We start from the raw sequence: 26,977 nt of genomic DNA on the forward strand, positions 1-26,977 counted from the left end.
AGCCTTAAGATGACAATGTTCTTATTAGGTTTTGATAATCTTCTTTCACTTCGTGGCTTTCGTCACGTAGTGATTTAATTTTACGACATGCATGTAACACAGTCGTGTGATCACGCCCGCCAAATGCATCGCCAATCTCCGGTAAGCTGTGATTAGTCAACTCTTTAGACAATGCCATTGCTACTTGGCGAGGCCTCGCTATAGAACGACTACGGCGCTTTGACAGAAGATCGGAAATTCGAATACGGTAATACTCAGCAACTGTGCGTTGAATATTATCTATTGTTACTAGCTTGTCCTGCAAGGCGAGTAAATCACGTAATGCTTCTTTTACAAAATCGATAGAAATTGGACGACCAGTAAAGTTTGCATTGGCAATAACACGGTTAAGTGCCCCTTCTAATTCACGTACATTTGAACGTAATTTTTTTGCGATAAAAAAGGCAACTTCATGCGGTAAATTAATTTTACTCTGCTGCGCTTTTTTCATCAAAATTGCAACTCGCGTCTCAAGCTCTGGCGGCTCTATTGCGATAGTTAAACCCCAACCAAAACGCGATTTAAGGCGATCTTCAACCCCTTCAATCTCTTTTGGATAACGATCAGAGGTTAAAATAATTTGTTGATTACCTTCAAGTAACGCATTGAAAGTATGGAAAAATTCTTCCTGTGAACGCTCTTTATTAGCAAAAAACTGAATATCATCGATCATTAAAGCATCAACGCTACGATAATAACGTTTAAATTCTTCGATAGCGTTATTTTGCAGTGCTTTCACCATATCTTGCACAAAACGTTCTGAGTGCATGTAAACAATTTTTGCATCTGGCTTATTTGCCAAAATACCATTACCAACCGCATGTAATAAATGCGTTTTACCTAAGCCAGTGCCACCGTATATAAATACAGGGTTAAAAGCAGCGCCTGGATTATCGGCTACTTGCGTTGCCGCAGCTTTAGCTAACTGATTAGATTTACCTTCTACAAAGCTGTCAAAAGTATAGTTTTCTTTAATATTCGATTTATAAGCAGATTTAGGCGCAGGCTCTACAACAGCTTTAGCTTCTTTAGGTTGCTGACGACTTGCTGGTTGCGAAAAAGTAACCGATGAATTATCAACTACAGGTGCAGTCGCTGCCTGAGTATTCAAAATTGGTTTACTGCCTACATCAAAACGTAACTCTGGTGCTTCGTCTTTACAGATTTCTACAAGTAGTTCATTAATCCGGTTTAAATATTTTTCTCTCACCCAATCAAGAACAAAACGATTAGGCGCATAAATCGTCAGGGTATCTTCGGTACTTTCTGCTTGAAGTGGTCTTACCCACATACTGAACTGCTGCGAAGGCAGTTCATCTTGCAATACATATAAACAACTTTGCCAAACCGACAGATACACAGTTAAACTCCCAAAGATTCAGTTTCATTCCCGGTCATCAATAATGATGGAAAATTAAACATTTACGACTACAAATTAGGCATTTATTTCACCCAAGACCGAGTATTATGAAGGGACTTTATCCACAAGTACAAGATTGATTTCTTTTAAAAAGATGATCTCTGCACAAAAAACATTTAAAACACTGATTTTAAATGAATATTATTTTCCCAACCAAAGGATGATCATAACAAAAAACACGTTAGATCGCGATTAAAACCTACGATCTATTTTAGTTACCCCAAGCTTTTATGCACTTTTTATACAGTGGCTGTGGAAAACTTCTTTATAATAAGGATCCTAATAGATCCCCAGCTTAGATCTATTATACCTTTATACTATTAATGTAATTATGATTGACTTTATGGGCCTTCGTCTATAATATCTCGCGCTCGCAATGGCACCTGTGCCAGGATCGCGACCTGCATAGGATGTTTTAACCTTTAACCGATCGGATGGAATTGTTATGAAGAGAACTTTTCAACCTAGCGTTTTAAAACGCAAACGTGCACACGGTTTCCGTGCTCGCATGGCAACTGTAAATGGCCGTAAAGTATTAGCTCGTCGCCGCGCTAAAGGCCGTAAAGTTCTTTCTGCTTAATATATAAGTGGAAGACTTTAACTTTGGCAGGGAGTTACGTCTGTTAACTCCCTCGCATTACTCTCGCATCTTTAATGAACCCGCTCGGGCCGCAACTCCTTTTTTTACCTTATTAGCAAAACCCAATGACCAAGCAAAACCTCGCTTAGGACTCACTGTCGCTAAAAAACGGGTTAAAAAAGCTTGCCAACGAAACCGTATTAAACGTCTTGCTCGCGAAAGTTTTCGTTTAAACCAACACACTATTGATAATATCGATATTGTTTTGATGGTTAAAAGTGGTATTGATGAACAGTCAAATGAAGAGCTAACTAAACAACTCGGTAAGTTATGGCGTAAAATTAATGAACGCTGTAAACCTGATGCGCCTAAACCACCACCCTTTAAAAAACGCCCTAACAAATCGGCTAAATCCAATAAACAAAGCCAATAGCAATAGAATTATAGGGTTAATTAAGGTATCTTTAGCTCACCTTTTAATCATGCATTTAAAATTCCATTTAGGGTGTTTAAATTCATGGTATCCACCCACTAAATATTACGCAGAGGCATGAACATCATGAGGTTAATCAAACCACTTGTTGCTTTTCCAAAGCGCTGTTTAGTGTTATTAATTCGGGGTTATCAAAAGTGGATTAGTCCGCTATTAGGTCCGCATTGTCGCTTTAATCCAACCTGCTCCACTTATGCTATTCAAGCAATTAATTTGCATGGATTAATAAAAGGGAGTTGGTTAGCGATTAAACGCATATTAAAATGCCATCCTTTACATTCAGGCGGGGATGATCCCGTGCCTGAAAAAATAACCCATATTAACCACCAACACGAGAAATAAGAGCTGTTATGGAATCGCAACGCACGTTTTTATTCATCGGCTTGATGCTTGTATCATTTTTATTATTCCAAGAATGGAATAGTGATTACAATGCACCAAAAGTCGATCCTAGTGCCAACACACAAACACTAAAATCTAATTCGCTTAATTCTGATGATTATATTCCATCATCAGCAGATGGTGAGTTACCAACTGCAGCAACCAGTGCAAAACGCTCTGTAATCGAAGTTACAACTGACGTATTCACTGTAAAAATTGATACCCGCGGTGGTGATATTGTTGAATCAGACCTACTCCAATATGAAGAAGTAAAAGGTGAAGAAACACCATTTATGCTTTTAGGTGAGTTTGATGGCAACCAATACTTCTCGCAAAGTGGTTTAGCAGGTTTAAATGGCCCAGATGCTTCAACAGAAGGTCGACCTGTTTATAGCACCGAACAAAAAAGCTTCACGATGAATGGTGATGAACTTCGCGTTCCTTTAACATTTACTGATAGCAACGGTGTGACGTTTACAAAAACGTATGTATTCAAAAAAGGCCAATATGATGTTGCCCTTGAGTACACTGTTAACAACGTAACTAACTCACCTATTCAAGTACAACTTTACACACAAGTAGAACGTACAATACAAGAAAAAGGCAGCTTAGTTGATCAAAACTACCTTGGTGCCGCTTACGGTAGTGCCGATGAACCATATGAAAAATACAGCTTTTCAGATATGGCAGATAAAAACCTCAGCATTAATACGACTGGTGGTTACATTGCCTTTATTCAGCATTATTTTGTAAGTGCCTGGGTGCCTGCACAAGACCAACAAAATACCCTTTACAGCGTAATAAAAAATGGCACCGCAGCCATTATTGGTACTAAAGCAGAACCTGTTAATATTCAAGCTGGTACGCAAGCTAAAATTAGTGCTACTTATTATATGGGCCCGAAAGAGTCTGATAAATTAGAAGCGCTTCACCCTAATTTAGATTTAACAGTCGATTACGGTTGGTTATTTTTTATCTCACAGCCTTTATTCGAACTACTTAAATTTTTATACTCGGGTGAAGGTTCGTTTTTTGGATTATTTGATATCAGCATTGGTGGTTTAGGTAACTGGGGTCTGGCTATTATCGCCATTACTATTATTGTTAAATCATTAATGTACCCACTAACTAAAGCGCAATACACGTCAATGGCGAAGATGCGTGCCCTTCAGCCTAAAATGGCTGCGCTTAAAGAAAAATATGGTGACGACCGTCAAAAGTTCGGCCAAGCGACCATGGAAATGTACAAGAAAGAGAAAGTAAACCCAATGGGTGGCTGCTTCCCTATTTTGCTACAAATGCCAATCTTCTTAGCGTTGTTTTATGTATTTTTAGAATCTACAGAACTTCGCCATGCTGAGTTTTTCTTATGGTTAACTGACTTATCAGCGAAAGACCCATACTACGTATTACCAATCTTGTTTGGTGCGAGTATGTTTATAACGCAGAAGCTACAACCAATGACGGTTACCGATCCAATGCAACAAAAGATGATGACCTTTATGCCGGTTATCTTCTCAGTGTTCTTCCTTTGGTTCCCATCAGGTCTAGTACTTTACTGGTTAGTATCAAACCTTATCTCTATCGCACAAATGCTCTATATTTATCGCGGTATGGAAAAACAAGGAATAAAAGTAAGGGGCTAATTGCTCGTTTACTTAGATAAAGGCGACTTAGGTCGCCTTTTTTATTGCCTGCTTATCTCTTTAACTATTCTAGCGAGTTAAAAAAGGTGCAAACAGCGCTAGAGAACATTCATTTAGGGCGTGCTAAAGCAGGAGCAAAAAGTAAATCAGGTACTGTACGAACACTAAAACTGACACTGGTCACAATCACAGAAGCTACAACCAATACTGTGGCAGCACCACCGGCAACGCCTAACCATTTAGTCAATGTAACTTTGCGCTTAACTCTAAGCCAGCTCATATACATGCCAGTGGCACTAATAAAGCTCATAGCCAAACCAAAAATAGTCCAAATTAATTTTGTGCCAATTCCTGCAAAATTACCAAAGTGAAGAGGATCGGCCGTATCTTTAATACGCGCAATGATTGGTAGGTTTTCTCCTTTTTGAATCCCGAGTACAACTCCTGTTGTTGGGTGTAAATAAACTCGATTAGCACGGAGCCTAAGTAATATATCATTGTTATACCCTCTAACTTCTACAGCTTGATTTGCCTTTTTCCCGTAGCGAATATAACGAATATCCAAACTTGAAAAAGCTTGCAGCGCTTTGTGCGTTAAGGTAGCTACGTGTAATGGGGCACTTGACTCTTGAACAGGCACTTTTCGCAAATCACGCAATGCGCTGGGTTCGGCTACATAATGATCAATTCTAGCCGTTTGCAAGCCATGTTCAATCAAGTACCATGTGCCTGTTATCGACATTACAGCGATAAACCACAAACTCCATAGCCCGAGTAACTTATGCCAATCAGCCCAACTGCTGCGCTTGGTTTTTAATAGCTGACTTGGCTTTTTAAAGAACCCAAGCCACCACTGACGGTAAACATAAAAGCTAGATATAAATAAAACCAACAATAGCAAACTTAAAGAGGTGACAATTAACTTACCGATCCAGCCTAATGAAAGGTTCATGTGCCAATTGCGCAAAAAACGCGATACACGTGCCCATTTCCCCTCTCCTAACCACGCACCTGTCGCACCATCAAGGTAAACAAATAAAAATTCATCATGATATTTTAAAGCAACTTCAGTAGCTAAATAATCTTGCTTATGTCTGTGAATATAGAGAATTTGCGCACTGGGGTATGTCTTATTTAATGTGTGCTCAATAGCTATATAATTGGTTTCACCCGAATTGCTAATTGCCCGAAATTTTTTATCACTTAAGTACTCTATCTCATGACTTAACGTTGCTAATGTTCCTGAAAAACAAATAACAAAAAGCAGAACCCCTACAAAGAGTCCTGCCCAGGAGTGTAAATTAAACCAACTTTTTGCTTTCACACAGCACGATTAAAAGTTGTATTTAGCGCTCAAATAAATACGACGTGGCTCACCAGGAAAATGCCCTGTACGTTCAATAAACCCACTTGACGCATATTCTTTATCAAACAGGTTTTTAACTGATAATTGCCATTGCCAATTATCTATGGTGGTTTGCCATGCCATATTATAAACAGTGTATGATTTAACCGCTTGCCCGCCTAAACTTAATTGTTCATCTACATAGTTTAAACCAGCAGAAATAGAAGAATATAAGGTCGGTAGCTCATAACGAGTCCAGATACCTGTCGTATTTTGTGGTGCGTTAGCAAACTTGTCACTGTTAGGTATTTGATTACGAATACTATCGCTTGCTTCAGTAATACGGGTATCATTATAAGCATAATTGGCAGTTACAACCCAATATTCTGTAATATCACCCACCACTTCAACTTCAAAACCTTTACTTTGCACTTCACCAATAGCGACTAAATCGTCAACGCCATCTTTAGCTACGTCACCTAATAAGCTTGGTTGAAGAATATTCTCACGAACAATATCGTAAACAGCCATATTTACGGCAAGGCTATCATTCAGCAATTTAGTGCGTAGGCCTAGCTCGTTAATGCGACTTTCTTCCGGTGAATAAGGGCCGCCTTTAGCGGTATCTTGATTACTGGCACTTTGAGGGACAAACCCAGTTCCATGCAATGCATATGGAAAAAAGACATCGTTAATATTGTAGCTAGTACCAATGCGATAAGTTACGTCACTGTCTGAAAACTCAGTTTGATTAAGCTCATCCTTATCTTCAAAGCGATCGTATCTTAAGCCCGCAGTAATACTCCAGTTATCCGTTACATCTAATTGATCTTGGGTATAAAAGCCTAAACGAGAGCTATTTGTGCGGCCAAGTCTGGGAGTAATGGTATCGAGTGCATAATCAGCCCCTGAGGTTAAACCGTACTCAGAATTAAGTAAGCTTAAACCAGTAACTGGGCCGCCTCGACTTTGTTGCGTTGCAGTGCGATAGGTACTATTAAAATCATGCTCATAAAAATCACTGCCAAATAACATTTGATGCTGCATATCAGCAAGTTCAAATTCAACAACAGCATTGGCTGTTAAGCTAAAACCCTTATTTTCCCTAACTTGATCTCGAAACTCACGGTGAGTCCAATCAACAACACCATCTTCGTCAGTATCTACTAAGCCCCTAGGCTCATGGTAGTTTTGCACTTCTTCATTATCAAAATAACGTGCAGTTATATCGGTACGCCAAATATCATTAATTTCATGTTTAAGTGTTGCTTGGTAAACATGAGCTTCTACATTTTGAAAATCGGTTGCTTCATTATGATTCCAACTTATATCGGCAAGAAAATTACCTTCATCATCCGCAGGTACACCACGTAAACGGGCCCCACCTAATTCTTGTTCTATGTAAGTGTACTGCGCCGTCAACTCTGTAGCACCACTAATTAACCAGGTATAACCAAGATCAACAATGGTATTGTCACTACTCGTATTATTGCGAAACGGCTTTTCTGAGTCACGATAAAGGCCGACACGATAAGCATGATTATCTAAATTATCGTTAAGCGTGCCTGTGCTTTCTAATGCGCCACTAAAAAAGTCATCGTTGCCAACTTCAAACTCAATACTATGCTTATCGGTAAATTTTGGTTTTTTAGTTACATAATTGATGATTCCACCTGGATTACCACTGCCATAAACGGCCCCTGCAGGGCCTTTTAATACCGCGATTTGTTCAATATTAAATAACTGAGGAACAGCAAAACCATTAAATGGATCACCTTTTACACCATCATATAAAATTTCATCTTGGCGAAAACCACGAAACGTCACGCCTGAGTAACTAAATGCATTTACACCGGCTATATTGCTATATAAATCGGTAATTTGACGGGCTGCCTGATCATTTATTAACTCTTGCGGAAGTATTTGAATAGATTGTGGGATCTTTTCAATCTCTGTGTTTGTTCGAGTGCCAAAACTTGAATCCATAGGCCGATATAAAGAAAATGCTCGCCCGATAACAGAGATTTTTTCAATATCTGTTATTTTTTCTTGTTCTGTTGTTGTTTGTTCTGAAGCAATAGATGAAGCTGAAAAACCTGTAATTATAGCCAGTACTAAAGGTGATAAACGCATAAAATAATAATGATGAAGTGATAATTAATACATGATAATAAATGCGATTATCATTTGCAATGAGGTTGCTATGTCTTAAATTTAAATAAATATAAACCTTACACAGCGTTTAAGTTTCTACCACCAAGAAGTTTTAACCGATTCTTTAATTGGCTTTTTATTGCCCTGCTATTCGCATGCTATAAAGCCATAGGTTACAATACGCACATATCGTTATTCATAAAATTGGCAAATTATTAGCATGATCAATCAAGACACTATTGCAGCACAGGCGACCGCCCCCGGAAGAGGTGGCGTAGGTATTATTCGCGTTTCTGGCAGTTTAGTAAAAACCGTTGCTGAAAAAATCATTGGTCGTTGTCCTAAGGTACGTTATGCCGATTATGTACCCTTTAAAAACCTTGCTGGCGAACAACTTGATCAGGGAATTGCAATTTACTTTGCGGGCCCTAACTCATTCACAGGCGAAGACGTACTTGAACTACAAGGCCACGGCGGCCCTGTTGTGCTTGATATGCTACTAAAAGAGATAAGCCAAATAGAAGGTGTGCGATTAGCCAAGCCTGGTGAGTTTTCTGAACGTGCATTTATGAACGATAAAATGGATTTAACTCAAGCAGAAGCCATCGCCGACTTAATCAATGCCACCAGCGAACAAGCCGCTAAAAGCGCCCTGCACTCGCTACAAGGTGAGTTTTCTAAGCGTATCGACACTTTGGTAGAAAAAGTCATTCATTTGCGTATGTACGTAGAAGCTGCCATTGACTTTCCAGATGAAGAAATCGATTTTTTATCTGATGGTAAAGTCTCTGGTGATTTAAACGGCATTATTGAACAGTTAAATAACGTCACTAATCAAGCCAAGCAGGGCAGTATCATGCGAGAAGGTATGCGTGTCGTTATTGCTGGTCGCCCTAATGCGGGGAAATCTAGCTTGCTCAATGCCCTTGCTGGACGTGAAGCCGCCATCGTAACTGAGATAGCAGGCACCACCCGTGATGTACTACGTGAACATATCCATATTGATGGCATGCCGCTGCATATTATTGATACAGCAGGCCTGCGCGAAAGCCCTGATAAAGTTGAGCAAATAGGTATTGAGCGCGCATGGGATGAAATAAAACAAGCCGATCGCGTGTTGTTTATGCTTGATGGCACTGATACGAAAGACACCGACCCGCATACTATTTGGCCTGAATTTATGGCTAAGCTTCCTGAGGGCATGGGCGTTACAGTGATCAGAAATAAAGCCGATTTATCTGGCGATACGGTTGGTATGGCAGAAGAACAACAATATCCAGTGATCAGCTTAAGCGCTAAAAATGCTGATGGTATAGAGTTAGTTCGTACTCACTTAAAGGCATGTATAGGCTTTCAAGGCGCAACAGAAGGTGGTTTTATGGCACGCCGTCGTCATTTAGATGCTTTAGAAAGCGCGGCACATCATTTGCACGTAGGTAAAGATCAATTAGAAATGCACATAGCCGGAGAAATACTCGCTGAAGAACTACGTTTAACACAAAATTATTTAAACGAGATCACCGGAGAGTTTACCTCTGACGACTTACTTGGAAAGATATTTAGCTCATTTTGTATCGGTAAGTAAAAGCCTAATAAACGTAAATGGAGTGTATTTTCACTCTATTTACGTTCAGTTTTTGATTCCATCAGTCATATACCCAAGCCACCTCAAGATACGAGCGTCGTTGGAGTTAAAAGCGATTTAGGCATCACTATTATACTAACCAACGCCATTTTATTACTTATTTCAGCTGAGGTTCGCGGATAATACAATACCAAACAATGTTACTTTTCTTCGTCTATAAACCAATTAACTTTCCTATTAATGCGGTAAAAAATCAATATCACGTCACTATACCAATCGTGTTAAGTTAATGACCATTTATAGCGAAAGATAAATGCAGTGATAACAGGCAGAAACTTTGACATGTAGTTGCTCTCGGCAATTGCTCTACCTCCTTTATTAGAGTCAATCATTTCTCGAGCATGGCATTCTGTAATAGCCTTTTGGTGATGTGCTAATAGGCCAATGGATTGATGCAGGCAAGCCATAAATTAAACATTGCAGTCACTGTAATCTATATATTTAGCTCAGCATATGATCATTGCGTAATGACAAAAGCCCTTTAGTATTGTTAAAACCCCCTTATATTAATCAATAAATGCTGGTGGATGGCTTGGAAAAATAACTATTCCTTATCAATAAAACAGGTATTGATCACAAATTTATGTCAAAAAAAGCACTTTAATTAAGCCTACTTTTATCTATTAAATCCTACTTAACCACAGTAATCGATTTAAAAATCCCCTTCCCTCACTCATAAACCTAACGGTTATCCGTGAAGATTTACTGTAGTAATAGGCAAATATTTAAAAACTGTCATCAATATCACTTCTCAATTATTCAAAATTTAGATTTTAAATTTATAAGTTATCCACAATCACTATTTTTTTGGACATTTCTCCAAATTAATCGCTAGAAATATAACGATCCCTTGAAATAATTTGCAGGATCATCTAATTTCTAACCCTTTTTTACTGCTTTTTATAAAAATTTATAGAAATAGATCTACCGAACCGATAAAGATCGAAAAATTATAAATATTTATTAACCCTAAACGATCGTTATCAACAGGAGATCTATCCACAATCAGATCTCCTGTGTTAAATCATTTTTATAATCGCAGAACACACTGTATAAAATTTTATGATCAATAACTTAGCTACAAACGATGAATTAACCTATGCATTCAACCATAGCTTTCCCACTATTTATCAACAACTTGATCAGATGATTACAATTTGGAATAAGTTATTATATTCATTAAAAACAAAAACTTAAATTAATAAAATGATATTGGAATAAAAAAGTAGCAAAAATACTTATACAAAGATCCATTCTGTACTTTACTGATGAGTAAACTCAGTTATCATAAACGGTATCTTAATAAGTAGGCGATCATCAAAAGTTATGGATTCAGTTAATATCATTATTGGCAGTCAGATGGGATCTGCAGAGTACGTGGGCGAACAACTTGCAGAGCAATTAATAAGCCAAGGGATCGATACTGAAGTTCATGATCAACCTAACTTTTCTAGTATAAATAAAGAAAACACGATCTGGTTACTTTGCACTTCAACTTATGGCGCAGGTGACTACCCTGAAAACCTGCTAGCTTTCATTGATAATGTAAATCAAGCAGCTGATTTAAAAGGCTTAAAGTTTAGTGTTATTGGTTTAGGCGATACAAGTTATGACACTTACAACCTTGCGGGACGTAATTTAGAGCAGCTTTTACTCAGTAAAGGTGCTAACTGTGTTGCAGAACGCTTAGAGCTCAATATCCTTGATGAAGAATTACCAGAAGATACTGCTTTGGCTTGGTTACCGAGCTGGATCGATAAATGCGGTATTGCTAAATAGCCGCTCTTAATAATGATCATAAATATAAAGTTACCCACAATTTACTGATAATTTAGATCGGATTGTGGATAAGCTATGATCTAACTGCGTTTTAAAGGTATGTTATCCATGGGATAAGATCTATTCGATCACCCCCTGTGCATAAAGTGCCTTTTTGATCAGAGCTTATACGGAGCTTGATCCGATCATATAAACACCTTTAGATCCGATCTAACTTTATGTTTTTAATTATAAACTAGACCTTATCAACAGAAATAGCGATCAGTAGTAGTAATAATAATAAAAGATCTCTTTAAAAGATCCTTTATATTATTAGAGATCACTTACTTAGATCTTGAGCACAGTTTAATCATTTATCTTCTGTAAATTTATAGGTAGAATACGCTCCCCTTGGAAGTTTGCTGGTTGATTTAAGTAGGATCCCTAAATGATTTTTCACGAAAGTTTTGATGTTATCGTTGTTGGTGGTGGCCATGCAGGTACTGAAGCCGCATTAGCTGCTGCTCGAATGGGTATGAATACCCTACTGCTGACTCACAACATGGATACCCTTGGTCAAATGTCATGCAACCCAGCAATTGGCGGTATTGGCAAAGGCCACTTAGTAAAAGAAATAGACGCGCTAGGTGGTGCAATGGCACAAGCCATCGATAAAGGCGGGATCCAGTTTCGTACTCTAAATTCTTCAAAAGGCCCAGCAGTTCGTGCAACTCGTGCACAAGCAGATCGCGCACTTTACAAAGCAGCAATTCAAGACATTTTGCAAAAACAAGATAACTTAAAAATCTTCCAACAATCATGTGATGATCTTGTGGTTGAAAATAATCAAGTAATCGGTGTTGTTACCCAAATGGGTTTACGCTTCAGTGCACCTTCAGTTGTATTAACCGTTGGTACTTTTTTGGGTGGCCAAATCCATATTGGCTTAGAAAACTTTAAAGGTGGCCGTGCTGGTGATCCACCTTCTATTGCATTAGCAAATCGTTTACGTGAATTACCATTTCGTGTTGATCGTTTAAAAACAGGCACACCTCCACGTATTGATGCCCGGACTGTTGATTTTAGTAAAATGGAAGCGCAGCCGGGAGATACTGCTACGCCTGTATTTTCATTTATGGGTAAAGAGTCAGATCATCCACAACAAATAGCGTGTTATATTACATATACAAATGAAAAAACCCATGAAGTGATCCGTAATAACCTACACCGCTCTCCAATGTACTCTGGTGTTATTGAAGGGATAGGCCCACGTTATTGCCCTTCTATTGAAGATAAAATTGTACGTTTTGCTGACAAAGACAAGCATCAAATATTTGTAGAGCCTGAAGGCCTAACCTCTTATGAGCTTTACCCTAATGGTATTTCAACAAGTCTACCTTTTGATGTGCAGTTAGAAATAGTGCAATCAATTACTGGTTTTGAAAATGCCCATATTTGTCGTCCAGGTTACGCTATTGAATATGATTACTTTGATCCGCGCGATTTAAAGAAATCGTTAGAAACTAAATTTATTGATGGTTTGTTCTTTGCTGGACAAATCAATGGTACAACAGGTTATGAAGAAGCTGGCGCTCAAGGCTTAATTGCAGGTATGAATGCTGCATTACAAGTACAAGGAAAAGAACCTTGGACACCGCGCCGTGATGAAGCCTATGTAGGCGTATTAATCGACGATTTAACCACGTTAGGTACTAAAGAGCCGTACCGTATGTTTACGAGTCGTGCTGAATACCGTTTATTACTACGTGAAGATAATGCGGATATTCGCTTAACTGCAAAAGGTCGTGAACTTGGTTTAGTTAACGATGATCGTTGGCAAGCATTTAATGAAAAAATGGATATCATTGCAAAAGAATCTCAACGGATCAAAGAAACGTGGATCCATAAAGATCACGTAGCTATTGATCAAGTTAATGGGTTACTAAAAACACCATTAACTCGAGAAGCAAGTTTAGAAGAATTGTTACGCCGACCTGAGATCCGCTATAACGATCTAATGGCGATCGAAGGGTTGGGATCTGAATTTGATCACGCAACTGCATTAGAGCAAGTTGAGATCCATACTAAGTACGCAGGGTATATTGCTCGTCAACAAGATGAGATCAATAAGCAACTTCGTCATGAGTTAACTATTTTGCCTAAAGATTATGATTACTCGACAGTTTCGGGTTTATCAAATGAAGTGGTTGCTAAATTAACCGAGGCGCGTCCAGATACAATCGGTCAAGCATCGCGTATTTCAGGTATCACGCCAGCAGCGATTTCGCTATTATTAGTTTATCTGAAGAAGCAAGGCCTACTACGTAAAATTGCGTAGCTATTAAGGAATACTGTGTTACAGCAACAATTAACTACTTTGTTAGCGCAAACTGATATTGCGCTAACCGAAAAACAACAGCAACAATTGGTTCAGTATGTTGAGTTACTCAATAAATGGAACAAAGCTTATAATTTAACCTCAGTGCGTTTACCTGAGGATATGATGATTAAGCATATTATGGATAGTTTAGTTGTTGCACCTCACCTACCCGGTCATCATTATATTGATGTGGGTACGGGTCCTGGCCTTCCGGGTATCGTATTGGCTATTGCATTACCTAATACTCAATTTACTTTATTGGATAGTTTAGGCAAGCGAGTGCGTTTTTTAATGCAGGTAAAGCATGAGCTTGGACTTGATAATGTGACCCCTGTGCAGTCTAGAGTTGAAGATTATCAACCAAGTGTTAAATTAGATGGTGTATTAAGCCGAGCTTTTGCATCTTTACAAGATATGGTTGACTGGTGTTCGCACTTAATTGATCATTCAGGTAAATTTATAGCCTTAAAAGGCGTATTTCCAAGTGACGAGCTAGAATCTTTACCTAAAGGTATTAAGTTCGAAGAAAAAATAGCCTTGGAAGTACCAAAGTTAGATGCTCAAAGGCATTTAATTATTCTATCTAAAGACTAGGGATCAGAAACACTGTGGCAAAAGTCATTGCAATAGCAAACCAAAAAGGTGGTGTGGGTAAAACCACCACAGCGGTAAATCTCGCAGCATCAATGGCAGCAACAAAACGTAAAGTGCTGCTTATTGATCTGGATCCGCAAGGCAATGCGACAATGGGCAGCGGTGTAGATAAATACAGCGATGTAGCAACAATTTATGATCTTTTAATCGAAGATAAACCGATTGAAGAAGTGGTTACTAAAGAAACATCAGGTGAATATCATTTAATTGCCGCCAATGGTGATGTTACCGCCGCCGAAGTTAAATTAATGGAGCTTTTTGCTCGCGAAGTTCGACTTCGTAATGCGCTTGAAAAAATATCAGATCAATATGAATTTATTTTTATTGATTGTCCACCATCACTGAATATGTTGACTGTTAATGCAATGGCGGCCGCAGACTCAATTTTAGTGCCTATGCAATGTGAGTATTATGCGCTTGAAGGCTTAACTGCATTGATGGACACAATTACCCAACTCGCTAAACTGGTTAACCCTAAATTACAAATTGAAGGGATTTTACGTACTATGTACGATCCGCGTAATCGTTTGGCTAATGATGTATCAGAACAACTAAAGCAACATTTTGGTGATAAAGTGTACCGCACTGTGATCCCGCGAAATGTTCGTCTAGCTGAGGCGCCTAGTTTTGGTGCGCCAGCAATGTACTATGACCGGACATCAAGTGGCGCAAAAGCGTATTTAGCACTTGCTGGTGAAATGTTGCGCAGAAAAGAAAAAACATCCCCAATCGTCGCCTAAATTTGAGGTAAAAATAACATGTCTGCAAAAAAACGCGGTTTAGGCCGAGGGCTTGATGCATTATTAAGCTCATCAAAACCAGCACCTAGTGCAATGCAAGTGCAAGCGGATAGCACACATATTTTGCAGGTAGAAGATACGCAATTAGATAATACAAGTGAACTACAAAAGTTACCGATTGAATTTCTTCAATCGGGTAAATATCAGCCACGTAAAGACATGTCTGAAGAAGCCCTTGAAGAACTTGCCAGTTCTATTCGTTCACAAGGCATTATTCAACCAATTGTTGTTCGCCCTATAGGTGAAAAAAGTTATGAAATTATCGCAGGTGAACGTCGTTGGCGAGCAGCTCAACTAGCTAAGCTTGATACTGTTCCATGTATCATAAAAAATGTTGCTGATGAAGCTGCTGTTGCTATTGCGTTGATTGAGAATATACAACGTGAAGATTTAAATGCGATGGAAGAAGCGGTTGCGTTAAATCGTTTATTAACTGAATTTGAATTAACACATCAACAAGTCGCGGATGCGGTGGGTAAATCACGTACTACTGTAACAAATTTATTGCGTCTGAATAATTTAAATGACGATGTTAAAATTTTGTTAGAACATGGCGATATTGAAATGGGCCATGCACGTTGTTTATTAGCTCTTGAAGGCGAGGCGCAATCAGATGCTGCACGTCTTGCTGTCGCAAAGGCATTAACCGTACGAGAAACTGAAAAGTTAGTACGGTCGATTCTAGAGCCTGTACCAAAAAAAGAGACTGCAGAAAAAGATCCTGATGTCAAGCAGTTAGAGCAACAACTGGCTGATAATTTAGGCGCGAAAGTCGAAATTAATTACAACAAAAAAGGTAAAGGAAATTTGGTTATTTCCTACACTAACTTAGATGAATTGGACGGGATTTTAAACCGTATAAACCAAGACTATTCCCAGCATTAATTAATATCATGTCTAAAACGAGACATTTATAGCGATTTTGCACCACAAAGCACCGACTCAAGTTGCAAAACTGGCAGGATTAAGTATAATTTCGCCAGTTTTCATGCCATGACAAATAGAATGCCAGTAAGGTTAACTAAACGTGAATAATAAGTTAGCAGCACCTTATCAATTGGCTGCATTTAAATTAATCTGTTTGCAAGGTAGTGTAGCCTTAGTAGCTGCCATAATTGTTTTTTTAGGTTGGGGAGTAAGTGCCGGTCTCTCAGCATTAGCTGGAGGCGTTGTAGCCGTACTTCCTCACTGTGTATTTGCCGTTTATGCATTTCGTTATATGGGTGCAAGCCGAGCAAATCAAGCGTATACCTCGTTAAAGCGCGGTAACGGATTAAAATTTATGCTTACAATCATATTGTTTGCGCTAGTGCTAAAGCATTTTCCGGTAATTTTGTTACCTTTCTTTAGTAGTTATGTACTGGCGTTATTTACTGGATTGTTTGCACCCGTTTTTTTTAAACATTAACTTTTGGGATATAACATGGCTGCAGAAGAAGTTACTCTATCTAGCCATATTCAGCACCACTTGACCAATGCGAAGATGTGCTCGACCGATACCGGTCTTGCCTTCAATAAAGCATGTGCGGACAGTGGATTCTGGACATGGCATGTGGATACCCTCGCATGGTCTATCGGTTTAGGTCTTTTATTTTTATGGATCTTCCGTAGTGCCGCTAAAAAATCAACACTGGGTGTACCTGGTAAGTTTCAGTGCTTTATTGAAATGATCGTTGAGTTCATTGGTGATAATGTACGCGATACCTTCCATGGTAAAAGCAAACTAATAGCACCTCTAGCCCTAACAATTTTTGTTTGGGTGTTCTTGATGAACTTAATGGATTTAATACCGGTTGATTTCTTACCTGCATTTGCTGGTTTAGTTGGTGAAACTGCCTTCGGTATGGATTCACACGACGTGTACATGAAAATTGTACCTACTACTGATATCAACTTAACCGCTGCGCTTGCGTTGGGTGTGTTTATTTTGATGATCGGTTACTCAATCAAAATTAAAGGTGTGCTTGGCTTTGTTAAAGAGCTGACGCTTCACCCATTTAGTTCTAATAATAAGCTAGCAATGGTGTTTCTAATCCCTTGTAACTTATTACTAGAATTAATCGCGTTAGTTGCTAAGCCTTTCTCGTTAGCGCTACGTTTGTTCGGTAATTTATACGCTGGTGAGTTGATTTTCATCTTGATCGGCGCGGTAGGTTTAATGCAGTTACCACTGCACTTTATTTGGGCTGTATTCCATATCTTGGTAATCGTACTACAAGCATTCGTATTTATGATGCTGACAGTTGTATACCTAAGCATGGCAAGCTCGGATAATCATTAATTTTTATATTTACAATTTTACTTTTAACTTTAATTTACAATTGAAACTTTGGAGAAAAAAATGGAACAAGTATTATCAATGCCTGAAGCAATTAAGTTTATCGCTGTTGCTCTACTAATTGGTTTTGGTGCTATCGGTACAGCTATCGGCTTCGGTAACATGGGTGGTAAATTCCTTGAAGCATGTGCGCGTCAACCTGAGCTTGCACCTTCACTACAAGTTAAGATGTTCATCCTAGCTGGTCTAATCGATGCTGTAGCAATGATTGGTGTTGGTATCGCGATGGTATTGTTGTTCGTACTTTAATTTTATTTTTTGAACAGCTTACTATTTAAGGAGGAGCGGTTGTGAACTTAAACGCCACTCTTATCGGTGAATTAATTGCATTTACGGTGTTCGTATTATTTTGTATGAAATACGTATGGCCACCACTAAACGGTGCAATTGAAGCTCGCCAGAAAAAAATCGAAGATGGTTTAGCTGCCTCTGATAGAGCCGAAAAAGACTTAGAACTAGCGCAAAAGAAAGCTGCAGAACAGCTTAAAGATGCAAAAGTTCAAGCGGCAGATATCATTGAACAAGCTAAAAAGCGTGCAGTGCTAATTGTTGACGAAGAAACAGTTCGTGGTCAGCAAGAGCGTGAAAAAATTATTGCTCAAGGGCATTCTGAAATTGAATCTGAGCGTAACCGTGTAACAGAAGAGCTACGTAAGCAAGTAGCTACTCTTGCAGTGGTTGGCGCAGAACGAATTTTAGAGCGCGAAATCAATCAAGCCACACATAGTGACATCGTTGAAAAACTTGTCGCTGAGCTGTAACTAGGAGGGTATGAGCATGTCTGAATTGACTACTATCGCTCGCCCATACGCTAAAGCGGCTTTTGAACTTGCCGTTGAAAAAGGCACTATTGACAGTTGGAATGAGATGCTGTTTTTTGCTGGCCACGTTGCCAGTGATGAACAAGCATCTGCTATTTTAGCTGGATTGCCTAATGCTACTGCACAAGCTGAGTTATTTATTAAAATTTGTGCAGAGCAGCTCAACGAACAAGGTCAGAACCTAGTGAAGGTGATGGCTGAAAATGGACGTTTAGTCGCTTTACCTGCGGTTGCTAAGTTATTTGCTAATTTTAAAGCAGAGTACGAAAAAGAAATCGAAGTAGATGTGATTTCGGCAACCCCTCTTGTTGCAGCGCAGCAAGAGACATTGGTAGCGGCACTTGAAAAACGTTTCGCACGCAAAGTTAAGCTGAATTGTAGTGAAGACGCTGCAGTGGTTGGTGGTCTTATCATTAAGGCTGGTGACACTGTAATCGACGGCTCAGTTCGCGGTAAATTAAACCGCTTAGCCACAACACTACAATCGTAATTGGGAAAAAGAGCATGCAACTTAATTCCACTGAAATTTCAGATCTGATCAAACAACGTATTGAGAAGTTCGAAGTTGTAAGTGAAGCTCGTAACGAAGGTACTATCGTATCTGTTACTGACGGTATCATCCGCATCCACGGTCTAGCTGACTGTATGCAAGGTGAGATGATTGAGCTTCCAGGCAACCGTTATGCTATCGCACTAAACCTTGAGCGCGACTCAATTGGTGCAGTAGTAATGGGTCCGTACGCGGATCTTACTGAAGGCGTAAAAGTATACACAACTGGTCGTATCCTAGAAGTTCCTGTTGGTGCTGGTTTACTTGGTCGTGTTGTAAACACACTAGGTGCACCTATCGATGGTAAAGGCGCTTTAGATAACGACGGGTTTGAACCTGTAGAAAAAATTGCACCAGGTGTAATCGAGCGTAAATCTGTAGATGAGCCAGTGCAAACTGGTTATAAATCTATTGATGCGATGATTCCAGTTGGTCGTGGTCAACGTGAACTTGTGATCGGTGACCGCCAAACAGGTAAAACTGCACTAGCAATCGATGCAATCATCAATCAAAAAGACACAGGCGTTAAGTGTGTGTATGTAGCGATTGGTCAAAAAGCATCTACTATTGCTAACGTAGTACGTAAATTAGAAGAGCACGGTGCACTAGCAAATACTATCGTAGTTGTTGCATCTGCCTCTGAATCAGCGGCACTTCAGTACTTAGCACCGTTCGCGGGCTGTACTATGGGTGAATACTTCCGTGACCGTGGTGAAAACGCATTAATCGTATATGATGATTTGTCTAAGCAAGCAGTTGCTTACCGTCAAATTTCATTGCTACTTAAGCGTCCACCAGGTCGTGAAGCATACCCAGGTGACGTATTTTATCTTCACTCTCGTCTTCTTGAGCGTGCATCGCGTGTAAACGCTGATTACGTTGAAAAGTTCACCAATGGTGAAGTGAAAGGTCAAACTGGTTCATTGACGGCATTGCCAATCATTGAAACTCAAGGCGGCGACGTTTCTGCGTTCGTACCGACTAACGTTATCTCTATCACCGATGGTCAGATCTTCTTAGAAACTGACTTATTCAACTCAGGTATCCGTCCGGCAGTAAATGCTGGTATCTCGGTATCGCGTGTTGGTGGTGCTGCACAAACTAAAATCGTTAAGAAACTAGGTGGCGGTATTCGTCTAGCCCTAGCTCAGTACCGTGAATTAGCTGCGTTCTCGCAGTTCGCGTCTGACCTTGATGATGCAACACGTGCTCAACTTGAGCATGGTGAGCGTGTAACAGAGTTAATGAAGCAGAAACAGTACGCACCAATGTCTGTTGCTGAAATGTCTTTGTCGTTATTTGCAGCTGAGAAAGGTTTCCTTCAAGATATCGAGATCGTTAAGATCATGGATTTTGAAGCGGCTTTACTTTCTTATGCAAATAGCACATACGCAGAGCTTATGGCTCAAATCAATGAAACTGGTAACTACAACGCCGAGATCGAAGCGCAGCTTAAAGACCTTCTAACGAAGTTCAAGTCTACGCAAACTTGGTAATTTAGTTATTAATGGTGCGCTTTAGGTAACTAAAGCACACCTTGATTCGGAGAGAGAGTCATGGCCAGCGGAAAAGAGATTAAAAGCAAGATCGGTAGTATTAAAAATACTCAAAAGATCACTAGCGCAATGGAAATGGTTGCTGCGTCTAAAATGAAAAAGGCGCAAGAACGTGTGGCTTCAAGCCGTCCATACGCTGAAAAATTACGTAAAGTGATTGGTCGTGTTGCTCAAGCAAATCTTGATTTTACTCACCCTTTTTTAGAAGAGCGTGAAGTAAAACGAGTTGGTTATATTGTTATCTCTACAGACCGTGGTCTGTGTGGCGGTCTTAACTCAAATGAGTTTAAGCAAGTTGCACTAGATGTTAAAGCGTGGAAAGAAAAAGGTGTAGACGCAGAGTTTGCAACTTTAGGCAGTAAAGCTGCTGGTTTCTTCCAACGTTTTGGTGGTCAACTACTCGCTAAAAAAGCGGGCTTAGGAGATAAACCTTCTATTCAGGATATTATTGGTCCTGTAAAGATCATGCTAGATGCATTTTCTGAAGGGAAGATTGACCGTTTATTCTTGGTATATAACAACTTCGTTAATACCATGAAGCAAGAGCCAATTATAGATCAGTTACTCCCTTTGCCAAAAGCTGAAAAAGAAGTATCTGCCCACTCGTGGGATTACTTGTATGAGCCAAACCCAGACGCGATTTTAGAAGCGCTGTTAGTACGCTTTATTGAATCTCAAGTATACCAAGGTGTGGTTGAAAACGCTGCTTCTGAACAGGCTGCCCGTATGGTTGCAATGAAAGCTGCAACTGATAACGCTGGTGACCTTATGGATGATTTACAGCTTATTTATAACAAAGCTCGCCAAGCAGCAATCACACAAGAAATTAGTGAGATTTGTTCTGGTTCAGCTGCAGTTTAATGCTTCAGGCAAAGATTAAAGAGAGGAATAGACATGAGTTTAGGTAAGGTCGTCCAAATTATCGGTGCCGTTGTGGATATTGAATTTTCACAAGACAACGTGCCAGCCGTATATGACGCGCTAAAAGTATCAGATGGCGATTTAGCTGGTTTGACTCTAGAAGTCCAACAACAGCTAGGTGGCGGTGTGGTACGTACTATCGCACTAGGTACTACAGACGGTTTACGTCGTGGTGCTGCTGTATCAAACACAGGTGAAGCGATTCAAGTTCCAGTTGGTAAAGCAACACTTGGTCGTATCATGAACGTACTTGGTGAGCCAATCGATGAAGCTGGTCCAATCGGCGAAGAAGACCGTATGTCTATTCACCGTGCAGCGCCTTCATACGAAGAGCAATCAAGTTCAGTTGAGCTTTTAGAAACTGGTATCAAGGTAATCGACCTTGTATGTCCGTTCGCTAAAGGTGGTAAAGTTGGTTTATTCGGTGGTGCCGGTGTTGGTAAAACCGTAAACATGATGGAACTTATCCGTAACATCGCAATCGAGCACAGCGGCTACTCAGTATTCGCAGGTGTTGGTGAGCGTACACGTGAGGGTAACGATTTCTACCATGAGATGAACGATTCAAACGTACTTGATAAAGTATCGCTTGTATACGGTCAGATGAACGAGCCTCCAGGTAACCGTTTACGCGTAGCGTTAACAGGTCTTACTATGGCTGAAAAGTTCCGTGACGAAGGTCGCGATGTACTTTTCTTCGTAGATAACATCTACCGTTATACACTTGCTGGTACAGAAGTATCTGCACTACTTGGTCGTATGCCATCAGCGGTAGGTTACCAGCCTACACTTGCTGAAGAAATGGGTGTACTGCAAGAGCGTATCGCTTCTACTAAGACTGGTTCAATTACTTCAATCCAAGCGGTATACGTACCTGCGGATGATTTAACGGATCCATCTCCAGCAACTACCTTTGCTCACTTAGATGCAACTGTAGTACTTTCACGTGATATCGCATCACTTGGTATTTACCCTGCGGTAGATCCACTTGATTCATCTTCACGTCAACTTGATCCATTAGTAATTGGTCAAGAGCACTACGATACAGCACGTGGCGTTCAAACAGTTCTTCAGCGTTATAAAGAACTTAAAGACATCATTGCAATCCTAGGTATGGACGAGCTTTCTGATGAAGATAAGCAACTAGTATCTCGTGCACGTAAAATCCAGCGCTTCCTATCTCAGCCATTCTTCGTGGCAGAGGTGTTTACAGGTGCATCTGGTAAATACGTATCACTAAAAGATACAATTGCTGGCTTTAAAGGTATTTTAAGTGGTGAATTCGACCACATGCCAGAGCAAGCGTTCTACATGGTTGGCTCTATCGAAGAAGCTCAAGAAAAAGCCAAAAGCATGTAACTAGGAGGGTAGTATGGCAGCTATGACTGTACATCTTGATGTAGTAAGCGCAGAGGGTAAAATATTCTCTGGTCTTGTTGAATCTATTCAAGTAAGTGGTAGTGAAGGTGAGCTAGGTGTTAACGCCGGCCACGCTCCACTACTCACTGCCCTAAAACCTGGTATGGTACGTTTAGTTAAGCAATTTGGTGAAGAAGAATTCATCTACATTGCAGGTGGTACGCTAGAAGTTCAACCGAACATTGTATCTGTACTTGCAGATACAGCCGTTCGTGGTGAAGACCTAGACGAACAAGCTGCAGAGCAAGCTAAACGTGACGCTGAGAAACAAATGGCACAAGGTGGTACATCTGCGGAGCTAGACTATAGCCAAGCAGCTGTACAACTAGCTGAAGCAATCGCTCAGTTACGTGTTATTCAGCAATTACGTAAAAAGTAAGCCAATCTGGTTTTTTAAAAGCCCACTTTATGTGGGCTTTTTTGTGCCTGTTATTATTTTTAATGAGTATTAAAAATAATGATGTATTGTTATCAGATCATCCTTCTTGGCTAGCTGATGGGTGAATTAGCGTGTTGTATATCTTATTAACTTAATGAGTAATAGAAGGTAAGAAAATTGTTGTTTTTAAAGGTACAGCTCGCGTTCCTTTTTATGTATTCTCGTGGTACATTGTGAGTTCGTTATAAAAATATTAACAATAATTTTACTAAAAACTATGGAAAACCTATTTCGCAAAGAAGTGCTAGAAAATAAACGTCATCATTTAGAAGGTGCTATCTCTTTAGTACAACCACCTGTTTTTAAAAAGCTAACTTTTTTAATTATAATAATTGTTATTATTAGTTTGTGTTTTCTTGCAATTGGAAAATATACACGTAAAGAGCGGGTAAATGGTGTGATCGAGCCAAATACTGGATTACTACGTCTTCAAGCCCCACAAACTGGTATTATTTCTGAAGTATTAGTTAGAGAAGGCGAGCTTGTCAAAACTGGGCAAACTATTTTGCGTATCGCTTCTGCTAAGCATTCAAAACAAGGCTTAGAGCTCAATCAAGCATTACTTAATCAATACAGTATTCAACTGCAGAACTTAGAATCACAACTTGTACAACAAAAAAGCCAAGACGAACTTGATGGGTTAGAACTAGAAGAGCAAAAACGCAATGCGATTGCTAGGTTGGCAGAGCTTGATAGTCAATCGAAAACCTTTAATATGCGCTTGCAATTAAATGAACAAATGATAAACCAAATTAGTACCTTGAAAGGGTCTGGTTATATTTCAGAGCTGGAATTACAAAGACAGAAAGATACTCTATTGTCATTAAAACAACAGGCATCCAATATTAAATCTGAGCGCTTAACACTAACTAATCAAATTAAACAACTCCAATCCCAATTAGAAAAACTACCGCTAGAGCAAAGCCAAAGGTGGTCGCAATTAGAGTCGCAAAAAGCTGATCTGAAGATACAACTTTCCTCTATAGAGCAGCAGCGAATGGGGGAGCTACGAGCTCCTAAATCAGGGGTTGTTAGCGGCTTACTCGTTAATGCGGGTAAAAATGTTACACAAGGGCAAAGCTTGTTAACTGTATTGCCAGAAAATAGTGAAATGCAAGCCATAATTTATGTTCCCACATCTGCTTTTGGCTTTATAGAAGCTGGGCAAATTGCACGCTTAAGATACCATGCGTTTCCATATGAAAGGTTTGGTGTGTTTGCTGGTACGATAAAAGAAGTAAGTAGTAGTGTTATTCTACCAGAAGAAACTAGCACGCCAGGAATAATTATCGAGCCTGCTTATCGAGTGGTGGTTACATTAAATGAGCAATCTATACAAGCCTACGGAAAAGCGATGGAACTGCGAGCTGGAATGATGCTTGATGCCGATATTGTCATTGAAGAGCGTTCATTATTGCGCTGGTTATTTGACCCCGTATTTAGTATTAAAGGTCAGCTGTAGTAATAACAATAGGAAGTCAGCTTATTATGCTTAATGATGACGATTTACCCGTCAATAAATTACAATTTTGGTCGCGCTTATCTTTACCGATTATTCTACAATCAGAGGCTGCAGAATGTGGGTTAGCTAGCTTGGCAATGGTAGCCTCTTATCATGGTTATCAAAGTGATCTTGTCTCACTAAGACAGCGTTTTAGTATCTCTTTAGAAGGAGCTACACTGCTTGATATTATGCAGTTCGCTGAAAAGTTAGATCTTTCTTCGCGGCCGTTACGAATAGAGCTTGAAGATTTAGATGCTCTGCAAGCCCCCTGTATTTTACATTGGGATATGAATCATTTTGTTGTTCTTAAAAAAGCCAACGAAAAGCGTATTGTAATTCACGATCCTGCTTCGGGTGAAAAAACTTTAACCTTTGAGGAGGCGTCTAAACATTTTACAGGTATCGCATTAGAGCTTACCCCAACTAAAAGCTTTGAAAAACAAGAAACGAAGCCAACATTAAGATTTTCTGATTTTTGGAGTCGGATATCAGGTTTAAAACAATCACTAATACTAATTTTCACTCTATCAATATTGTTGCAAGTTTTTACTTTAGCGGCTCCTTACTATATTCAATTGGTTATTGATGATGTGATATTAACATCAGATACTTCGTTATTAACGATACTAGCCGTTGGATTTTTACTGGTGATGGTGTTTGAAATTGCGACTAACGCATTACGTGGCTTTACTTTATTGCACTTTGGTAATCAGATGAATATACAGTTGGGGGCCAATTTGTTTCATCATTTAGTGCGTTTGCCTCTTTCCTATTTTGAAAAACGTCACATGGGTGATGTTGTTTCTCGTTTTGGTTCGTTACAAGAAGTGAAGCGGTTGCTTACCACAGGCGTTATTGAAGCGATAATCGATGGTTTAATGGCTGTTATTACTTTGGCCATGATCTTTTTTTATAGCCCAGCACTTTCAGTTGTAGTTCTGGTTGCTGTCTTTGCTTATGCAGCTGTTCGCATTATTATGTACAAGCCATTTCGTACAATTAGTGAGCAGGAGATAATGGCGCGTGCTGAAGAAAACTCTAATTTCATGGAAACGGTGCGAGGTATTCAAACTATTAAACTGTTTGGCTCTGAAGTTAAGCGCGAAGGTCAGTGGCAAAATCGTTATGCAAATGCGATTAATCAAAACATCCGTTTAGGAAATTATAAAATTGGCTATGATGCAATAAATCGAGCGCTTTTTGGAATCGAAAATATAATTGTAGTGTATTTAGCCGCACATTTAGTGATCAAAGGTGGTTTTAGTACCGGGATGTTGTTTGCCTTTATGTCATATAAACGCCAATTTATGGAAAAAACAGCGAATTTAATCGAGAAACTTATTGAGTTTAAAATGCTCGGTTTACATTTTGAGCGAATAGCAGATATCGCTATGACAGAAAAAGAAGACTTACAACCTGAGCTGGTTAAACAGCACAAAATTGAAGGTAATATTGAGGTTAAAAACTTGTGCTTTGCATATTCAGATGCCACCCCTAATGTATTAAATAATTTAAGTTTATACATTAAATCTGGTGAATCAGTTGCTATAACAGGGCCGTCTGGTTGTGGTAAATCAACACTCTTAAAGGTAATGCTTGGGCTAAACGCTGCAAAGAGTGGTGAAGTATTAATTGATGGTGTAGCGCTTGATAAAATTGGGGCACGACAATACCGTCAACAAATTGCAGTGGTGATGCAAGATGATGAATTATTATCAGGCTCCGTTGCTGACAATATCGCCTTTTTTGATACGCAGTTAGATATGGAAAGGGTGGTGTATTGTGCCGAATTAGCTGCTATTCATAATGATATCAGTTCAATGCCAATGGGCTACGATAGCTTGATTGGTGATATGGGATCAAGTTTATCTGGTGGGCAAAAGCAGCGAATAATATTGGCACGGGCTTTATACAAACAACCTAAGATTTTATTTATGGATGAAGCTACGAGTCACCTTGATACAAGTTTAGAAAGTGATATTAATACTGCTGTTTCCCATCTAGATATTACCCGGGTGATTATTGCGCATAGAAAAGAGACTATTGCATCAGCCGATAGGGAAATTAAGCTCAACTCGTTAAAACTGAATGATAGGTAAAAGGCCTAAAAGCTTTAATTAGTTTATACCATTAA

24 protein-coding genes are annotated in these 26,977 nt (G+C 39.4%); 21 read left to right on the forward strand and 3 right to left on the reverse strand.

What is annotated here, in order from left to right; translation table 11 throughout:
• Positions 1-4 precede the first annotated feature (4 nt).
• Positions 5-1,399, reverse strand: a complete 1,395-nt coding sequence (gene dnaA / locus HH219_RS17095) for a chromosomal replication initiator protein DnaA (RefSeq protein ID WP_054206591.1) — start codon at positions 1,397-1,399, stop codon at positions 5-7.
• 505 nt (positions 1,400-1,904) lie between these two features.
• Here dnaA and rpmH point away from each other — a divergent pair.
• From rpmH to yidC, 4 genes are all read left to right on the forward strand, one after another.
• Complete coding sequence (gene rpmH / locus HH219_RS17100; RefSeq protein WP_004335215.1) at positions 1,905-2,039, forward strand: 50S ribosomal protein L34; 135 nt, start codon at positions 1,905-1,907, stop codon at positions 2,037-2,039.
• A gap of 7 nt (positions 2,040-2,046) precedes the next feature.
• Positions 2,047-2,472 (forward strand): ribonuclease P protein component, encoded by a 426-nt coding sequence (gene rnpA, locus HH219_RS17105; protein ID WP_054206592.1) that lies wholly within the window; start codon positions 2,047-2,049, stop codon positions 2,470-2,472.
• Positions 2,473-2,598: 126 nt separating this feature from the next.
• Entirely contained in the window at positions 2,599-2,874 is a 276-nt protein-coding gene (yidD, locus tag HH219_RS17110) for a membrane protein insertion efficiency factor YidD (protein ID WP_169328149.1), read from the forward strand.
• An 8-nt stretch (positions 2,875-2,882) separates the two neighbouring features.
• Entirely contained in the window at positions 2,883-4,559 is a 1,677-nt protein-coding gene (gene yidC, locus HH219_RS17115; RefSeq protein ID WP_169328150.1) for a membrane protein insertase YidC, read from the forward strand.
• Between the two features lie 109 nt (positions 4,560-4,668).
• Here the strand turns inward: yidC and HH219_RS17120 are convergent, their stop codons facing one another.
• Both HH219_RS17120 and HH219_RS17125 read right to left on the reverse strand, forming a co-directional pair.
• The gene (locus tag HH219_RS17120) at positions 4,669-5,883 is read right to left on the reverse strand and encodes a PepSY-associated TM helix domain-containing protein (RefSeq protein WP_169328151.1); all 1,215 of its coding nucleotides are present in this window, start codon (positions 5,881-5,883) and stop codon (positions 4,669-4,671) included.
• Between the two features lie 9 nt (positions 5,884-5,892).
• A complete protein-coding gene (locus tag HH219_RS17125; RefSeq protein WP_169328152.1) occupies positions 5,893-8,037 on the reverse strand; it encodes a TonB-dependent siderophore receptor in 2,145 nt (714 codons plus the stop codon).
• 241 nt (positions 8,038-8,278) lie between these two features.
• On the opposite strand from HH219_RS17125, the gene mnmE reads away from it, so the two are divergent.
• From mnmE to HH219_RS17210, 17 genes are all read left to right on the forward strand, one after another.
• Entirely contained in the window at positions 8,279-9,643 is a 1,365-nt protein-coding gene (gene mnmE, locus HH219_RS17130) for a tRNA uridine-5-carboxymethylaminomethyl(34) synthesis GTPase MnmE (RefSeq protein WP_054206596.1), read from the forward strand.
• 1,386 nt (positions 9,644-11,029) lie between these two features.
• Positions 11,030-11,482 carry a flavodoxin domain-containing protein gene (locus tag HH219_RS17135; protein ID WP_054455842.1) on the forward strand — a complete coding sequence of 151 codons (453 nt, stop codon included), beginning with the start codon at positions 11,030-11,032 and terminating at the stop codon, positions 11,480-11,482.
• A gap of 427 nt (positions 11,483-11,909) precedes the next feature.
• Positions 11,910-13,799 carry a tRNA uridine-5-carboxymethylaminomethyl(34) synthesis enzyme MnmG gene (gene mnmG / locus HH219_RS17140; protein ID WP_169328153.1) on the forward strand — a complete coding sequence of 630 codons (1,890 nt, stop codon included), beginning with the start codon at positions 11,910-11,912 and terminating at the stop codon, positions 13,797-13,799.
• A gap of 15 nt (positions 13,800-13,814) precedes the next feature.
• Positions 13,815-14,435 (forward strand): 16S rRNA (guanine(527)-N(7))-methyltransferase RsmG, encoded by a 621-nt coding sequence (gene rsmG / locus HH219_RS17145; protein WP_054206599.1) that lies wholly within the window; start codon positions 13,815-13,817, stop codon positions 14,433-14,435.
• Positions 14,436-14,449: 14 nt separating this feature from the next.
• Positions 14,450-15,235 (forward strand): ParA family protein, encoded by a 786-nt coding sequence (locus HH219_RS17150; RefSeq protein WP_054206600.1) that lies wholly within the window; start codon positions 14,450-14,452, stop codon positions 15,233-15,235.
• Between the two features lie 18 nt (positions 15,236-15,253).
• Positions 15,254-16,180, forward strand: coding sequence for a ParB/RepB/Spo0J family partition protein (locus tag HH219_RS17155; protein WP_169328154.1), 927 nt, complete (start codon positions 15,254-15,256; stop codon positions 16,178-16,180).
• A gap of 142 nt (positions 16,181-16,322) precedes the next feature.
• A complete protein-coding gene (locus HH219_RS17160; RefSeq protein ID WP_054206602.1) occupies positions 16,323-16,703 on the forward strand; it encodes an ATP synthase subunit I in 381 nt (126 codons plus the stop codon).
• A gap of 15 nt (positions 16,704-16,718) precedes the next feature.
• Complete coding sequence (gene atpB / locus HH219_RS17165; protein WP_169328155.1) at positions 16,719-17,576, forward strand: F0F1 ATP synthase subunit A; 858 nt, start codon at positions 16,719-16,721, stop codon at positions 17,574-17,576.
• Positions 17,577-17,654: 78 nt separating this feature from the next.
• Positions 17,655-17,882 carry a F0F1 ATP synthase subunit C gene (atpE, locus tag HH219_RS17170; protein ID WP_086745850.1) on the forward strand — a complete coding sequence of 76 codons (228 nt, stop codon included), beginning with the start codon at positions 17,655-17,657 and terminating at the stop codon, positions 17,880-17,882.
• Positions 17,883-17,923: 41 nt separating this feature from the next.
• Positions 17,924-18,394: a F0F1 ATP synthase subunit B gene (gene atpF / locus HH219_RS17175; protein WP_054206605.1), complete on the forward strand. Its 471-nt coding sequence runs from the start codon at positions 17,924-17,926 to the stop codon at positions 18,392-18,394.
• 16 nt (positions 18,395-18,410) lie between these two features.
• Positions 18,411-18,944 (forward strand): F0F1 ATP synthase subunit delta, encoded by a 534-nt coding sequence (gene atpH, locus HH219_RS17180; protein WP_054206606.1) that lies wholly within the window; start codon positions 18,411-18,413, stop codon positions 18,942-18,944.
• Between the two features lie 14 nt (positions 18,945-18,958).
• Positions 18,959-20,500 (forward strand): F0F1 ATP synthase subunit alpha, encoded by a 1,542-nt coding sequence (gene atpA, locus HH219_RS17185; RefSeq protein ID WP_054206607.1) that lies wholly within the window; start codon positions 18,959-18,961, stop codon positions 20,498-20,500.
• Between the two features lie 60 nt (positions 20,501-20,560).
• Complete coding sequence (atpG, locus tag HH219_RS17190; protein ID WP_054206608.1) at positions 20,561-21,421, forward strand: F0F1 ATP synthase subunit gamma; 861 nt, start codon at positions 20,561-20,563, stop codon at positions 21,419-21,421.
• 33 nt (positions 21,422-21,454) lie between these two features.
• Positions 21,455-22,840, forward strand: coding sequence for a F0F1 ATP synthase subunit beta (gene atpD, locus HH219_RS17195; RefSeq protein ID WP_054206609.1), 1,386 nt, complete (start codon positions 21,455-21,457; stop codon positions 22,838-22,840).
• A 13-nt stretch (positions 22,841-22,853) separates the two neighbouring features.
• Positions 22,854-23,279, forward strand: coding sequence for a F0F1 ATP synthase subunit epsilon (locus HH219_RS17200; RefSeq protein ID WP_054206610.1), 426 nt, complete (start codon positions 22,854-22,856; stop codon positions 23,277-23,279).
• Between the two features lie 277 nt (positions 23,280-23,556).
• Complete coding sequence (locus HH219_RS17205; RefSeq protein WP_169328156.1) at positions 23,557-24,801, forward strand: HlyD family efflux transporter periplasmic adaptor subunit; 1,245 nt, start codon at positions 23,557-23,559, stop codon at positions 24,799-24,801.
• A 26-nt stretch (positions 24,802-24,827) separates the two neighbouring features.
• On the forward strand, positions 24,828-26,942 hold the full coding sequence (locus HH219_RS17210; RefSeq protein WP_169328157.1) for a peptidase domain-containing ABC transporter: 2,115 nt from the start codon (positions 24,828-24,830) through the stop codon (positions 26,940-26,942).
• The last annotated feature ends 35 nt before the right edge of the window (positions 26,943-26,977 follow it).

The sequence above is a fragment of the Pseudoalteromonas sp. NEC-BIFX-2020_015 genome, assembly GCF_012952265.1.
GTDB lineage: Bacteria > Pseudomonadota > Gammaproteobacteria > Enterobacterales > Alteromonadaceae > Pseudoalteromonas > Pseudoalteromonas neustonica.